The sequence below is a fragment of the Candidatus Zixiibacteriota bacterium genome, assembly GCA_040752815.1.
In the GTDB taxonomy this organism is placed as follows: Bacteria; Zixibacteria; MSB-5A5; order GN15; family FEB-12; genus JAGGTI01.
In genome coordinates this window covers 81,792-97,479 of the sequence record JBFMGC010000003.1, presented here as the reverse complement: position 1 = coordinate 97,479, position 15,688 = coordinate 81,792, and the positions used below count along the sequence as shown (strand labels likewise).

Here is a 15,688-nt window from a genome sequence, read left to right as displayed (position 1 = left end):
TGGGCTTGTAGGTCGGGTTCCGCGCATTATCCGATTGAGCGCGAAACCCGACATCGTTCTTTCCGAGAAAGTCACACTAATCCCACCCAAACGGTGGGCCACTTACAATCGCCCCTGCTTGACACACCCCGCGCACGCCAATAGATTCACTCCTGATGACCAGTCACAACAGTTGTCGAATCGTCGTCACCGGTGCGCCCGGATCCGGCAAGACTGAGTTTATCGAACGGCTCAAGAACGAAGACTTACTGGCTGGGTTCGTCTTCTTCGAGGAACTGGCGCGTGTCATCTTGAGCGAATCGCCCGATATCCGCCATGATCGCTCCGCCCTCCACCGCGAAATCTTCCGCCGCCAGACCGAGCGCGAGGATGCCATCGGCGACAAGTCATTTATCACTGATCGCGGCACGGTCGATGCGTTCGCCTTTCACCCCGAAACGATGACCGAGGTTGAAACGTCGCTGGAGCGCGAATACCGCCGCTACACGGCCATCATCCAGCTTGGCTCGGCGGCGGCGCTGGGTGAGCCTTACTACTCGAAAGACGACGTGCGCCGTGAGTCGATCGCCGAGGCGCTGGCGATCGAGGCGGCCATCCGCGACGTATGGGGGGCACATTCGCAGTTTACCTTTATCCCGGCTTGCCGGGAACTCGAGGATAAATACGTCCGGTTCCGCCGGCAGATCGTACAATACACGACTGTGTCACGGTTTTATATGGACAAATAAGGCGGCGCCGCGTCTACATACTATTGACACCGCCAACCAGGAAAGGAACCTGCCTTGAGGACCAAAGTCGTTGTCTTATTGCTTGCCGCCCATCTCCTGACGTCTGCCGCTGCCCTGGCCGAAAGCGAGCTTTTCCGCCGCTTCAAGGACTGCTATGGCCAGTTGGGATCCGATCTGGGCATGAGACCGCCCGCCGAATTGGCGCAGGTTTCGTCGTTCGTGTACCAGAAGGATATAGCCACGTTCACATTCGAGGAGGGTCGGCTGTATCTGCTGCGCAAGCTGGAGGGTCGTCCCACCACGGCGATTTTCATCGGACGCGGTCATGCCCGAATTGAGATGCCGAGCCACGTCGAGAGTCAGTCCCTGCTGTTTGCCTCGCGTAAGCCGGCGGTGGATGAAAAGTTCGAAATGGCGTTCATCAACTTCTCGGATGACTTCGATCTCCGCCTGCGCGAGCGGTTCCAGTTCGAGCAGACCGTGCTCCCCTGGGCCGATTTCAACCGGTCCCAGCAGGGCGAGTTCTTCTTCAAGCCGGTGGTCATGCACCAATACGACAACTACTTTCAACTGCTGCGTTCATTGTTCGAGCGCAAAGGCGACGGTTTCTTCTGGATTGATTTCAACCGGTACGTCTACATGTTTGATCCCAACCGCCCTGAGCCGGTGACGGTCGCTTATGAACACGAGGGCGGCGACGACTTCATGACCGATGGCGCTAGTTTGCAGCGTATGGAACTGGGTGTGTACGACGACTACCGCATGTCCGACATCGCATATCCTAGCACGATTCTCGACCGCACCGGCGAACTGCGCATGGTCGGCCTCGACGGCAAGAATATCGATCGAGCGGCGATCGACTTGAAAATCCTGGTAAACGCCGACAGCCTTCGGTTTGTCTCCCTTTTCCTGCACCACAACCTGGGCGTCGATTCCATCATCTATCGGGGTCAGCCGGTTGACTTCTGGCGTCGCGGCTCGTTTACCTTCATGGGAATACTACTACCCGAATACCGCCGCCGCGGTGACACGCTTGATCTTCGCGTGGTCTACCACGGCACGAAGTACCACCAGGTGCTGCCGTTTGTGGAGAACCCGGCGGCAACGCCGCATACGCTGACGTTCGATATTCACACCGGCTATAACTACGTAATGCCGGCCGTCACACCGCTGGAATCATCCGAGCGCGGCCGCACCCGGTTTATGTCGGCGCCGTCCGAGCCTTGCCGCATGTTTCAGTTTCAGCCGTACGCCTCCGGGTTCGACACGGCCACGGTGGTCAGCGATATCGGCATCACGTTGAACTTCCTCCGCTCAGGTCACATTGACAAGTCGCACTACGAGTGTTTTATCCCGTCGCCCCAGTATGAACCTACTGTGGTCGCCGCTTTCAATTTCATGACCGGACGGCTCGGTCCGCCACCGTCGACCTTCGCCGAGTTCATCTACCCTGAACCGTCGCCGACCATGCCCGGCCTGATGGGCGTGTCCCAGACCACGTGCCATGTCGACGGCACTGGCGGACTGCTCATGGAAGCGGCCGAGGCGGCCTCGCGGCAGTACTTCGGCGCGCTCATGCAGCCCAAAACCGACCGCGAATACTGGCTGATGGAAGCGGTGCCGGACTATCTGTCTCTCATGGCCGTGTGGCATGAGCTCGACCCGGGAATCTTCTTCGGCGAACTGCGCCGCCGCCGTGATTATATCTATGATCTTTTGGATTTGAACAATGACCGACCTCTTGGAACCGGGCGACGGGTGGAATCGGCGCTGGCCCGCTCCAAGGGTTCATGGCTGCTGCACATGCTCCGTTTCATGATGTACGATCTTGAGGGCCAGGGCAACCGCGACCAAACCTTCTGGCGTTTTCTCAACGAGCTCAAGACCATGGTCAACACGACACCGTACACCAACGAATCGTTCATTCGTCTGGCCGAGAAGCACTACGGCGACTCGCTTGATTGGTTTTTCCATCACTGGCTGTTCGGACGGAACATTCCAGAGTACAACGTGCAGTACCAAATCGTCAAACGGGACGATGCCCACTATATCACGGCTGCGGTGAGTACTGAGAAAGTTGACGCCAAATTCGAGATGCCGGTGATAATCCGGGTGGCATCCGAGGGTGGACAGTCGGTGTATGTTCGTCAATTGATCGAAGGGCAGCAGACCACGTTTGAACTGGGCCCGTTTGCGTTTACACCGAAGGAGATGATCTTCAACGAATTTCATTCGGTATTGTCCCGCGACAAGGTGAAGAAGAAGTAGCCGACGGAACCGACCGGTTCCGTCAGCCTGTGGCGACAGCGGCGTAGGGCAGAATCCCTGGGTCGCGCGCGATAGCGCCCTACCGGCGATTCTGCCATCATTGTAGATGTGGAGTACCGCTCAGCAAGCTGTGGGCTACCACCTTCTGCCGTCGCATCACATTCGCCCTCATGCGGGAACCCTCGCGAGCAACCTGATGTTTGCTGATTGACGGCTTGACACTCAGGGGCCGTTTTCGTATATGAACCAACCAATCAGGAACTCAAACCTATAACCGATACTTTTCCCGTCTGGAGTACAGTATGAAGTCAGTGTTCAACATCATTATGATAGTACTCGCCGCAACTGTGCCGGCCCTGCCGGTACTGGCTCAGCATGAGGGCCACGGCGAGACTCAGGAAATGCACGCGTTCGGCCCGCCTGCCGAGATGAAACAGGTGGCCGGATTTGTCGGCTCGTGGAAATACCAGGGCGAAATGCGCATGGACCCGAATGCCGAGTGGACCAAGCATGATGCCGCTGCAGTGTTTACTCTGGTGTGCGGCGGCGCCGCCCTGCAAATGGATTTCACCGGCAACATGATGGGCATGGAAATGAAAGGTCTCAGCCTGACCGGATTCGATCGCGAGACCGGCAAGTGGCAGGGCATTTGGACCGACAATTTCGCCGGGCGGATGTCATACTACGAGGGCGATTTCATGGACGGCAGACTGGTGCACTCAGGCAAGGACCTCATGCAGGGCATGACCATGTTCACCCGGACTACCTACTATGACATCACTGACAAGACGATGAATTGGATGATGGAGAACTCGATGGACGGCCAGACCTGGTTTGTCTCCATGCGCGGCACGTACACGCGGCAGTAGAACCCGACATTCGGTGCGTGGTGAACCGGCACGTCCGCCTCGCACCGAACGCACAAGGCGCGATGGTCATCCCAGTATGCTACGAGCCGTGCGCCGCGGGTCTCCGGGTCAATCCACCCAGCGAGGGTCGTTCCAAAGGAATCGGGTCAGTCCTCTGTCGGAACCGATCCACAAGTAGTCGCCGCCAAGATAGAGCGTGCGGATGTCATCGGAGGAAAGACCATCGTTGGTCGTCAGCTTCACCGTGCGAGTCTTCTTTCGGCCCGGAATTATCAACGCCACTCCGTTGTTGACCGCCAGTGCTATCAGGCGGTCATTCACCGCCAGGGCGCGGCGGTCGCGCAGGCTCGATGGTTCTCGAAACGCCTCCGATTTGCCCGTATTCAGATCGAGTCTCACCACACCCTCATCGGCGGCCAGCCAGACCGCTGAACCATAATGCTCGACGTTTAGCACCTCATGGAATAGCACCAGGTCGGAATCCTGAAACTGCTGGAGGCGGTCATTCTCCGGAGTGTAGCGGAATGCCCCGGCGCTCGACGCTATCCACACGGTGTTGTCGACAACCTCCAGGTCGTATATGATCTGCCGGCGAAACGTCTCTGGCCAGATCCGGACCAGCGAGTCCGAGCGGAGCCGCAGAAGGCTCAGCCCTCCGGCCGTGCCTACATAGAGCGATTCGCCGGTAAGCGCGAGAGAGGTTACGAAATCATCGGGCAATCCGCGGCGGCTATTAAGCGGCCCGCGGGCTATGTGGTCAGATTTGTTTAGGCGATACAACCCTCTCGGCGTACCCACGTAGATCCAGGCCGAATCCGCCTGAAGACAGTAGACATCATTGGCGGGAAAATCGCCCGTAAGGCCGGATTCAATATAGGAGAATCGATTGCCCGACGGGTCAAAGCTGGTGAGTCCGGTGCGAAAATCACCCCTGATCTCACCCGCCAGCCATAGGACCGTATCGTCCGGCAGGATGACATCCACCTGGTTCTGCAGCAATCCGTACGGAAGCAGCTCCATCAGGCCCGATAATACTTCTCCCCGCGCCGGACCGAAGCCCCATGTGCCGATCCAGAGATCGCCGACGGCGTCCTGAACGATATCAGTGGTCTCGAAACGACGGCTGAAAAAATCGACAAACTCCCCCTGGCCGCGATAGATGGCATCGAACTGGGGTGTGAGGATGTCCGGCGCAGGCACATGGCTGATCTGGTTATCAAGCTGGGGCAATTCGGTGATTGAGGTCCAGCGATCGAAGAACGCATCATACTCGTACAGCGCCAATTCAGTGCCGAGGAAGAGTGTCTGCCCGAACTGGTCGACCCACAACTGCTGTACGTCCTCAGTCGGGGTGCCGTCGGCGCCCGTAAGCGGCAACTCCCACTGACGGCGCAGTTTGTCGTAGCGGATTATGCCGCCGGAGGTGGCGTAATAAACGTGACTGTTTGACGATGTCACCGCACGGACATAATCGAAATTGCGCCAGGTCACCGCCTGTCCCGGCGTGCGTTGACCCACGGCCTCCGGGGTAGAGACAATCATCCCCGCGAGTACGAAAAGCAATGTCAGGGCGGCGCGTTTCATGAAGCACCGGTTTCCGCGTATTTCATGGTGGCCGCTGCGAGCAACGACGTGCCGTAGAAAATGGCATCCTCATCTGCGATGAACTTCGATGAATGCCAGGGCTGGTCGGCGCCGATTTTCGAGTTGCGAATGCCGAGGCGGAACATCGCGCCCGGCACTCTTTGCAGATAGTATGCGAAATCCTCACCGCCCAGGCTGCGGTCAGCGATTCGGACCTGCCTTCGTCCGAACATTGAAGCGAATTGATCGGTATATAGGCGATTGACAGCCGGGTCGTTTATGAGCATCGGGTATGAGGCCACCGGCGTTATTTCGGCGCTCGCGCCATGGGCCCGGCACACGGCATTGACTGTCTGCCGTATCAGACCTGGGATCCGTTTGGCCATGGTTGGATCAAGCGTACGGGCAGTGCCGATAAGGCGCACGTTTGCCGCAATCACGTTTCTGGCCGTGCCGCCGTCGATCTGGCCGATCGTAATCACCGCCGGTACGCTTTGATCGATCCGTCGAGAGACTAAAACCTGCAGGGCATCGATGACGGCCGCAGCCGTGGCGATAGCGTCCACACCCAGATGCGGACGGGCGGCGTGACTGCCCTTTCCGTTGATCCCAATATCAAAATCGTACACGTTGGCCATCAATGGACCATCGCACAGAGCGATCGTGCCGGCGGGGTGGGCGGGATCAACATGCAGCCCGAAGATGACGTCGACTTTGCCCAATGCGCCATCCTTGATCAACAGGATCGCTCCTCCCGGAGGGACCTCTTCAGCAGGCTGAAAGAGAAACCGCACCGTGCCCTTTAGCTCGGATTTCAATTCCGAAAGCACCGCCGCCGCGCCGAGAACTGTGGCCATGTGCATATCGTGCCCGCAGGCGTGCATTTTTCCGGCAATTCTGGAGGCGAACGGCAGGCCGGTTTGCTCTGGTACGGGCAGCGCGTCGATATCTGATCTTATCGCGACTGTAGGCCCGGGCGCGGAACCGGCAAGCTCAGCGATAACCCCGGTCTTAAGGCTGAGCGGGCGGAACTTCAAGCCGAGCTTGCCGAGCTCGTTCTTGAGAAAAGCAGTCGTTTCGTGCTCCTCATGGGCGATTTCGGGATGTTGATGGAGGTGGCGTCGCCATTTGATTTGAGTTGGATGCCACCGCCGGGCAAGCTCCAGCACTCGACTTGCGGAGCTGATAGTGGAACTCGCTTTTCTTGGTTGTATCAACTGGCTGCTCCTGGCTGGGATTCGTTTTCCCGCATACTAACAATACGCGCTCCATTCGCTCTGTGTCAACAGGCGGCGAGAAATGCTTGACACCGGTCGATTGAACCGTTTTAATCTGGCAGGAGAATCATTCAGCACCCCGGCTTAGGAGGGCTGCGATGCGCTACGCCGCCATACTGCTGTCGCGACAGCCGCTCAGACCGACCGGTCGCACCGAGTGGGTCAGACGATCGGTCGCGGCCATGCGTTGGCTGCAGAGCGAGGGTCTCGGCTTGGTCAGCTCGGTCGGCCTGCAGACCTGGGAGCTGCTTACGTCGCTAGCGTCGGACCTTCGCCTCCCCCTTGTACTGGTTATACCGTCGGTGTCGGAGGCGAGTTTTCTCGGCGAGTGTGATCTCGCACTGGCGGAATTCAATCTCGACCATGAACTCACCCGCTTTGTCCGCGCGAGAAGCAGCGGGACGGACACAGTATCGGCCGGCGCGGCGGAGCGGGATCGGGCGGTTGTCGTCCATGCCGACCTGTTGCTGCCGATTTGCTGCCGCCCAGGTGGCACGATGGAGGCTCTGCTGGCGGAGGCGGATGTATCGGGCCGCGATATAGACAAAAGGTTTATCCTGACCGAGGCGGATCGGTCCATGCCACTCAAGTACGACCTTAGCGCCGAGCGGCTGAACCTCGATCTTGAGCAGGTGCGCGAAAAGTACTTGATACATTGGACACGTAGTGTGAGTCAGCCGTGGCCTGATGAGAGGAAAGTCGTATTCTATCGCGAAGTCATTCGGTCGGACCGTTGGACTCGAACGGCATTCGACACTCTCCTGCGTATTGCTAAGATGCAGCGAATCATCGCAAGCGGTCGACATATGCCGGGGAAAGTTGCGACTGTTTCCCTTTCCGGCCTCAATCCGGCCGAGGTCATCCCGCTAATGCGCTGGCGGGCACGTTACAGTGAGATGTCGTTTGAACCGTACGGTGTGGGTATTGAGCGGCTCCTGGCCGAACGGCTGGGCGTGCAGCAGGTACGTTATCATGCGAGCGGGTCTACCCCGGATTGTTCGGGAGATGACCGCTGGCTCTGGCAGTCGAACGGCCAAAAATCTGATTGGCGGGCCGAGCAGGAGTTCCGCCACCTGGGGGATTTTGATCTGAACCTGGTGCCGATCGAATCCCTGGTGTTCTTTTGCCGCACCTCAGCCGAGGCCGAGCAACTCCGTGCGATTCACAATGGTCCCATCTGGCCGTTGTTCTTGTGATCAGGCCTAGGCAGCTCACGTCACTGCTAAAGTTGTCGCACGAGGACGTACGCCAACCACAACCTGAATCGATCGGCAGGGCTCCAACCGTGCCGTCAGCTTTGCCTGTGTGAGGATTCAACTTGCATGTTGCAGGCGTGTCTTACTTCAACAGCATCATCTTGCGCGTCCATGAGCGTTTACTGACCGTGAGGCGATAGAAATATGCTCCCGTTGCATACCCTGCGCCATCCCAGGCGAGATCATGGCGGCCGGCGGGCGCCTCGGATTCAACCTCGTACAAGGTCTGGCCGAGCACGTTCAGTATTTCCAGACGGTAGCGGCTGCGGCGCGGCAGGTCGAAACTGATCGTAGTCGACGGATTAAACGGGTTGGGGTAATTCTGGTGGAGGACAAACTCCCGCGGCAGGGTCGGATCTCCAGGGTCATCGTCGACATCGGTCACGAGTGCTTCAGCTCGCAGGGCGGCGTCGCGAACATCCTCCAGTGCGGTGCCGGCCAGGACGGCGAAAGTGACGGTGTCGACCTGATCGTTCGCTAGTGTCATTGGACCGGCGGCGACGATCGAGAAGCAGTCATCACGCTCGGTTCTGTTGATGTCGGCATATAGAAAACCGCTGACCATCGTACCGAACTTCTCATCCGTAGAATACCCGTCGCCGACTTGCGGCTCAGTGATTGGCGGCCAGTGGCGATACACATCGAAATCGATTACACCGGCCGCCGACTGCGGTCCAACAAGGAGTTTTATTCCCCGGTAGCGTGAGTATGTCGATCCGTTGTAGTACGCCTGCCACACAAACTCGCCGACAGGCTCGTACGCTCCCGCATTGGAGTTGACATTAGGCGATAAATCCCAATCCATGAAAAGGCCAACATGCAAGTTCGAAAGCGTCGCCCCGGAGACATTCTTCAGGATATACCGGAGTATGACAAAATCGTCATTCGGCGTATCGTACAGAAAGGACTCCTGAGTGACCAGTACTCCCAGCGGGCGCTTGGCATTGCTGTCGTTGAACATCGCCCAGGTCTGCTGGGGGGCGATTGGTCCGGGGGCGAGATATTGGATCTGCCCGCTCGGCGCGACTTTGAAATCCATGTCCGGTTCGAACAAGTACGAATGAACGCCGCTGGAGACCTTGGAGTAACCGGTGCCGATCATCAGCCCGCCCTCGAAAAGATCATTGCTCAGACCGTCGAACGTGAATCCGACTCCCTCGGGTAGAGGGAAGAAAGGATAGGTCATTGGCCCGAACCCATAGGCGCCGAAATCCGAGAGCGTGAAGCGTATGCGACTGCCGCTGTGGGTGGCAAGCATCTTATCGGGTGGATCGCCTGTGATGAAGTGTAGCAGCACGGTATCATTCACCGCCCCGCGCTGGATCTGGAAGTCCGCCGACAAAAGGGTGCCGTCGGTGACCGTATCCGCGACAACTACCGTTAGCGAATCGGTCGACCGCACAATACTCCCCTGGGCGATATTACCGAATGTTAGATTTGGATCCAGTATCGTCAGGGCGCTGTTGGTCGCCAAAAGCCGCGCAGTCACACTGGTGGCGAGCGCTCCCAAGTTCTGCAGAAGGACCGCACCACGGACAGTATCACCCGGCAGAATCGGCGCATGATCGAAATCATAGACGCGCAGGTGGGATGTCGGATTGGCCGAGGACAGCGCGTTCAGTGCCGCGAGGCAGTCAATCTCGCCCCAGCCATACAGGTTATTGGGCATACCACCCCAGGCGATCACCCTGCGGGTGGTGGTTAGTATTGCCGTCTTGATCTCGTCAACCGTGGCATTTGGGTTCTTCTGCCTCAGCAGCGCCACCAGACCGGAGACATGCGGCGCCGCCTGCGACGTACCGCTCATCGTGTTATATCGCGTGGTGGTATAGTTGTACCAGCACGATCTTATACTGGTCCCTGGGGCGACTACGTTCGGCTTGATAGCAAGGGCGTCGCAGGGCGACGGCCCTCGTGACGAATTACCGGCGAGCTGATCGATAGCATGATTGAGATTACCCACCGCGAAACAATCGATCGAGTCAAGCGCCCGGTCGGCCGGGCTTACAATAGTCATCTGGTTCGGTCCGACATTTCCGGCCGAGAAGATGTTGACAATGCCCATCGCTTCGGTGTTGTCGACAGCGTCGTAAAAAATGTCCAGGCATGAAATGTACGTGTAACCCCAACTGTGATTAATGACATCCGGCACATCGGCTACCGTGTTCGGGTTGCCGTCGGGGTCGGCCGCCCACTCGAAAGCGTCGAGAATAGACGCGCCGGGAATATCGATAACCGCCGCCGAAATCCACTTCGCCCCGGGGGCCACCCCGACAGTGTCAAATGTAGTCGGGTCGGCTCCGACCATGATCCCCATGGTGTGGGTGCCGTGGGCCGGGCTGTAGGAGAAGTAGTGGGGAAATGGCTGATCCATGACCGGGTCGAACCAGGCGGCCGCCGAGTCACCGTCGTGCCCTTTCCACCGGCTGTACAAAGCCGGGTGCAGTCCGTTCACACCCGTATCGAAACTGCATATCAGTCGACCCGCGCCGGTGTAGCCCGCGGCCCAGGCCTCACGGGCTCGTATGTGCTGAAGGTTGGACATGGCGCTGTCCGGCGATTGCGGGGCAGGCTCCACCTCGCTCAGTGGTTCGACCAGGGCGATTGTAGGTTTCAAATAGATATTGACTATCTCATTTCGCTTTGCCAGTAGAGCAAACTGATCGGCGGCTATCTCAGCCTCGACAACGTTGACAATCCAGTGCCCTTTCACGCGCTCCGCCCGGCCACGTGCCTTGAGCGTATTGAGATGTTCTACCAGGCCGTCCTGCTCGCGGGCGGCATGTTTCAACTCATTCCAGGCGATCGCGTGCTGCTCGGCGGGCGTGGCCGCCCGAGAGGCGACAGATCGTTTCAGGTCTTTGGCGTCATGAGAGGTCACCGTTTCGATCCAGACACTGATCAGCGAGTCTGCGGGAGCATTAAGGATGACCTCGGCCAAATCAGGGTCCAGTTGCCCGGCATGCGCGGGGGCATTGAAAGCAAGCAGGCCAGTCGATAACAAAATCGCCAGGGCGGGAAGTCTCATCGGGTACTCCAAAAACAAGACGAATGAGCGCCGGAGCCATGCAAAGCGAAAACCATGCCCGTTCGCCCATTCGACAACCGTTACAGTCTCTAACCCCCAAAATAGGCTCACAAGTTTCTTTTGTAAAGGCGGCATTCGGTTTATAGTTGTATCCGAATACGATCTGACCGGATAGCACGGCGATGTTCGAGCAACTGAAAGACCTTGATCGCGAAACCCTTGAGAAAATGCTGGCCGATTTCGCCAAGAACTGGCTTGCCCACGACGGCCTCTGGTTCCAGGCGGTCGAGAGACATTCCGGCATGGCAGCCGCGATTGAACTCGACACCCAGGCGTGGGCGAAATTCACCGTAATCGAGGCGCAGCGGATCATGGCGCTTCACGGCATACCGCCCGGCAGCGGATTGCCGGGTCTGAAAAAGGCGCTGCGGTATCGTATGTACGCTTTCCTGAACACGCAGGAAATCAGGAACGAGACCGAATCGTCGTTCGAGTTCTATATGGTCGACTGCCGGGTGCAGTCGGCGCGCCGGAAGAAGCAGCTCCCGCTGTTTCCCTGCAAGTCGGTTGGCGTAGTTGAGTACACCGAATTCGCGCGCACTATCGATCCCCGGATCAAAACCGAGGTGATATGCTGCCCGCCCGACACGTCGGCCGGCGACCGCCACTACTGCGGCTGGCGGTTTTCGATTTAAGGGGGCGGTGACGGCCTTGGTGGCTGTCGACCCCTAAGCGTCATGCCCCTCCAGTCGGGGCAGACCGCAGGTCCGTCCCCCAAAAAACACCCCCCCTTGCCCCCCTCCCCCCAATCCCTTATCCTTCCCCCCGCCGACCGGAAACCGTCGCACCTGCTTCCTATGAGAAAACTGCTCGAAGAACGCTTCTTCCCGTTTGTCATCCGCCCCGGACGGTATTCCGGCGGCGAACCGGGCCAGATCGTCAAGGATCCTAAGGGCCGGGTCAACTACCTCCACGCCTACCCGGACAAGTACGAGGTCGGCCAGTCGTATGTCGGCCTTCAAAGCCTCTATCATATCGTCAACCAAGACGACCGCTTCCTGTGCGAGCGGGTGTTCGCGGTCGATACCGACGCCGAAGCGCTCATGCGGCGCGAGGCGATTCCGCTGTTTTCGCTGGAGACCTCCCGCCCGGCGCGCGAATTCGACGCAATCGGGTTCACCCTGGTTGACGAGATGGTCGCCACCAACACGCTGGCGATGCTCGAACTCGCCGGTCTCGCTCTTCGGGCCGACCAGCGCGGGGAAAGCGATCCGATAATCATGGCCGGCGGCCCCGCGGTCTACAACCCGGAGCCGCTCGCGCCGTTCTTTGACCTGTTCTTTATCGGCGACGCCGAGGAAGGTCTCCCGCAGATGCTCGCGATTCTGCATGAGTTGCGCGGCCACAGCAAAGAAGAGCGTCTGCGCGCGTTAGCTGAGCGAGTCGAATCAGTATACGTTCCGCGATTCTACGACACCCAGGCAAAACCAGTTGTGCCGTTTGCGCCGGAGACGATTAAGGCGCGTGTTATCCCGGATTTGAAGCCCGAATACTATCCAAGTCAGCCGCTGGTACCTCTGGTCGAGACCGTGCACGATCATCTCGGGGTCGAAATCATGCGCGGCTGCCCGCAAGGGTGCAAGTTCTGCTACGCGGGACCGATCTATCGCCCGGTGCGTATTCGCTCTGTGAGCGACATCAGCCGCCAGGTGGAGACGCAGCTGAACGCCACCGGCTACAGCGCGGTGTCGCTCTTGGCATTATCGGCAACCGATTATCCCGATCTCGAAAAGCTGGTGATATCATTATCGTCACGCCTCGCGCAGCAGCGAGTATCGATATCCTTGCCCTCACTCAGGCCGGGCAGTGTTTCGCCCACCGTTATCAAAGCCGCGAGCACAGTGCGCAAGTTCGGGCTGACTATCGCCCCCGAGGCCGGCACCGAACGGCTGCGCCTCGTGATTCGCAAAGATTTCCCGGATGAAGCGATTCTGGACACGGCGCGGATCGCCTTTTCCAACGGCTGGACCAGCCTCAAACTGTATTTCATGGTCGGGCTGCCGACCGAAACTGAGGACGACCTTCGCGGTATCGCCGATCTGTGCGGCAAGGTGCTCACGGTCGGACGAGAGTACACGCATAAGGCGGCCATCAACGTCACCCTCTCGCCGTTCGTGCCGAAAGCGCACACGCCGTTCCAGTGGGACGAAGCCCTGCCCGAGAAAGAAGTTTTCGAGCGCATACGATTTGTCAAGCGACAGACGCGCTCCGGGCAGGTGCAGTTTCGCTTTGCCAGCAGCCAGATGGCGACGATTTCGGCGCTGATCGGACGCGGCGGGCGGGAGATGGCCGACGTGATCGAGACGGCGTTTCGTCTGGGTTGCCGATTCGACAGCTGGGGCGAATCGTTTGATTTCGCCAAGTGGACAGAGGCGCTCGAGCGGCACAATATCGACACGGTCGCCAAGATGAAGCCGATACCGTTCACCCAGCGGCTTCCGTGGTCTCACATTGCCAAAGGCAAATCGGTTGAGCACCTGATCGAGGAGCGGCAGAAGACGTCGTTGCAACTTCAACCTCATGTCGCCCAGATGCAACCCCCTGAGAGAGAAAGCAGCCGGAACGAGAAGCAACCCGAGTTCGGACGCGCCAAGAAACGAGTTATCGTCAAGGATCAGACCGCGCCAACCAAGAATCGGGTGCGGGTGCGATGGAGCAAGTCGGCCCGATTCAAGTATATGTCGCACCTGGACAATCTGCATTTGATGGAACGTGCGCTACGGCGCGCCCGCCTTCCGGTGGCCTACAGCCAGGGACACAATCCGATCATGAAACTCTCGCTTGGCCCGCCGCTGCCGCTGGGGTTTACGTCGGAAGCGGAGTATATCGACATCACACTCGAGACCGGCCTGATGCCGTACATGATCGACAATCTGCGCAGGCAGCTGCCGCAGGGGATCGAAATCCTTGAGGCGCGCACCGCGCTGGAGAAAAAGGCGTCGCTAAGCGGAGCGCTCAACCGGGCCGAGTACGCGGTATCGTATGAGTATTGGTCGGATCGCGAACAATTGGAGGCGTCGCTAGCCACGATCCTGGCGAGCGAAAAGCTCGAGTGCGAACGAGGCGCGGAAGACAAGGTGAAAACGGTGAATCTCAGGCCCGGTGTTTACACTCTACAGATCGAAACCAACCAGCTGGTTATGGTTCTGGGATTGGGCGAGGGGAGCTACGCCAAGCCGACCGAGGTGGCGACGTTTCTGACAGAGAGTCTGACCGTTCCAATCGAAGCACTCCCGTTTCATCGGCGGGCGCTTTACCGAGTCGACGATTTCGGCCGCCGCATCGACCCGATGGATTTGTGAGACGAGTGACTGTAGAATGCACGCGACGGATGCCCCGGTGGCCCACCCTCTTGCGGGTGGGATTGAAACAACTCTCGCACGAAGACCTGCCCTTCGCCGGCAGATGAGGACCCCGCGCTTCTGCGCAGGGCCGGGCACTACAGTGATACTTCGTTCAGATGCGAACAAGCCACGGCAAGCTGTGGGCTACCGTCTCGCCTTTTGCAACTGAGAGTGGCCGTGGATGCCCGACTGGATCGGGCATGACAGCTTAGGCGCTTCGCGGTAAGTCGTGTGCATATTCGTGGTTGGCGTACGTCCTCGTGCGCCAACTCGACCATTGCCAAGACCACAGCCCCATGCATCGGAAAAAACACGGCTTGCTCCCTGAACCCTGGCGCACCAGGAGTTGCGCCAGGCACGATATCTAACGTTAAGTCAGCGCGTGTGGACATGGCCCTTGCCCGAAGGACAATGCCCGGTCGCGCGCTCAGGTGGACAATGCGCGCAACTCGACTCCCCTAGTTCATCTCGCGCTGAATCGGCGAGGCCTTCGGCGCCATACGCACGCCCGGTTGGTGGCCCGACGGTGCCCCGGTCGGCGGCTCGCTGATATTCCACTTGTTCGGATCAGCCGGATCGCCGCCGGTGAAGGTCATCCGCCAGTAATACTCCAGAGGATAGTAGGCCGACCAGTCGGGAGTCCAGTAGTCAATGTATCCGTAGATATCGTAAACGTCGGCAGATCGACGCGTGATTTCAGACTGATGCGCCGACAGATACAGCACCCAGCCGTCGTTGTAGCCGAACTGTTGGTAAATAAACTGGATTACCAGCGGATCGGTATGGTACTCCAGCGCCGTGAAAGCCAAGTACTGATTCGGGTTGCACTGCAGCGTGACGACGGTGTCCACAACTACAGTCGTGTCGTAATGATGTTGAACAGTGAACACGGTATCATGGATGGTGACGGTCTGGGTTACTACGACGGTATCATAGACATGAGTTACCTGAACAACCGTATCAATCACCATTACGGTATCGACCTCGTGGACCGTCACAGAGTCCTCGACCACCACCGTGTCAAACTGGATGATTGTATCGGGCGGCAGTTGTATGTACTCGATATCGTGGACGTATTCAGTGTTTTCGACTATCTTCTCCTTGTTGCATCCGGCGGCCAGGGCTATCACCAGGAGAACTGCAAGAGTCGAAATGATTACGGGGTTGCGAGTCATCTGATACCTCCGAGGGGGTCGAGGGGCGTGTTCATCAGGCCAGGCTGTGCAAAACTCGCGCCCAACCAGGAATGACTGGAAGAGTGAGTTTAAGGTGCT

General features: G+C 58.5%; 10 protein-coding genes. 6 read left to right on the top strand and 4 right to left on the bottom strand.

Annotation, left to right across the window (positions count from 1 at the left end; all coding sequences use genetic code 11):
• Positions 1-155: 155 nt before the first annotated feature.
• The 3 genes from AB1772_01755 to AB1772_01745 all read left to right on the top strand — a co-directional run bounded on the left by AB1772_01755 (position 156) and on the right by AB1772_01745 (position 3,865).
• Positions 156-728: an AAA family ATPase gene (locus AB1772_01755; protein MEW5795063.1), complete on the top strand. Its 573-nt coding sequence runs from the start codon at positions 156-158 to the stop codon at positions 726-728.
• A gap of 54 nt (positions 729-782) precedes the next feature.
• A complete protein-coding gene (locus AB1772_01750) occupies positions 783-2,996 on the top strand; it encodes a hypothetical protein (GenBank protein ID MEW5795062.1) in 2,214 nt (737 codons plus the stop codon).
• A 302-nt stretch (positions 2,997-3,298) separates the two neighbouring features.
• Positions 3,299-3,865 carry a DUF1579 family protein gene (locus AB1772_01745; GenBank protein ID MEW5795061.1) on the top strand — a complete coding sequence of 189 codons (567 nt, stop codon included), beginning with the start codon at positions 3,299-3,301 and terminating at the stop codon, positions 3,863-3,865.
• A 108-nt stretch (positions 3,866-3,973) separates the two neighbouring features.
• Here AB1772_01745 and AB1772_01740 read toward each other — a convergent pair whose 3' ends face one another.
• Both AB1772_01740 and AB1772_01735 read right to left on the bottom strand, forming a co-directional pair.
• A complete protein-coding gene (locus tag AB1772_01740; protein MEW5795060.1) occupies positions 3,974-5,449 on the bottom strand; it encodes a hypothetical protein in 1,476 nt (491 codons plus the stop codon).
• Complete coding sequence (locus tag AB1772_01735) at positions 5,446-6,666, bottom strand: M20 family metallopeptidase (protein MEW5795059.1); 1,221 nt, start codon at positions 6,664-6,666, stop codon at positions 5,446-5,448. Before AB1772_01735 ends, AB1772_01740 begins: the two co-directional genes overlap by 4 nt.
• A gap of 158 nt (positions 6,667-6,824) precedes the next feature.
• Between AB1772_01735 and AB1772_01730 the strand changes: the two genes are divergently transcribed.
• Positions 6,825-7,922 carry a hypothetical protein gene (locus AB1772_01730; GenBank protein MEW5795058.1) on the top strand — a complete coding sequence of 366 codons (1,098 nt, stop codon included), beginning with the start codon at positions 6,825-6,827 and terminating at the stop codon, positions 7,920-7,922.
• Positions 7,923-8,064: 142 nt separating this feature from the next.
• Here AB1772_01730 and AB1772_01725 read toward each other — a convergent pair whose 3' ends face one another.
• Entirely contained in the window at positions 8,065-11,010 is a 2,946-nt protein-coding gene (locus AB1772_01725) for a S8 family serine peptidase (protein ID MEW5795057.1), read from the bottom strand.
• A 182-nt stretch (positions 11,011-11,192) separates the two neighbouring features.
• Between AB1772_01725 and AB1772_01720 the strand changes: the two genes are divergently transcribed.
• Positions 11,193-11,705: a DUF6125 family protein gene (locus tag AB1772_01720; GenBank protein MEW5795056.1), complete on the top strand. Its 513-nt coding sequence runs from the start codon at positions 11,193-11,195 to the stop codon at positions 11,703-11,705.
• A gap of 162 nt (positions 11,706-11,867) precedes the next feature.
• Positions 11,868-14,372, top strand: a complete 2,505-nt coding sequence (locus tag AB1772_01715; protein ID MEW5795055.1) for a TIGR03960 family B12-binding radical SAM protein — start codon at positions 11,868-11,870, stop codon at positions 14,370-14,372.
• Positions 14,373-14,872: 500 nt separating this feature from the next.
• Here AB1772_01715 and AB1772_01710 read toward each other — a convergent pair whose 3' ends face one another.
• A complete protein-coding gene (locus AB1772_01710; GenBank protein MEW5795054.1) occupies positions 14,873-15,589 on the bottom strand; it encodes a hypothetical protein in 717 nt (238 codons plus the stop codon).
• Between the last annotated feature and the right edge of the window lie 99 nt (positions 15,590-15,688).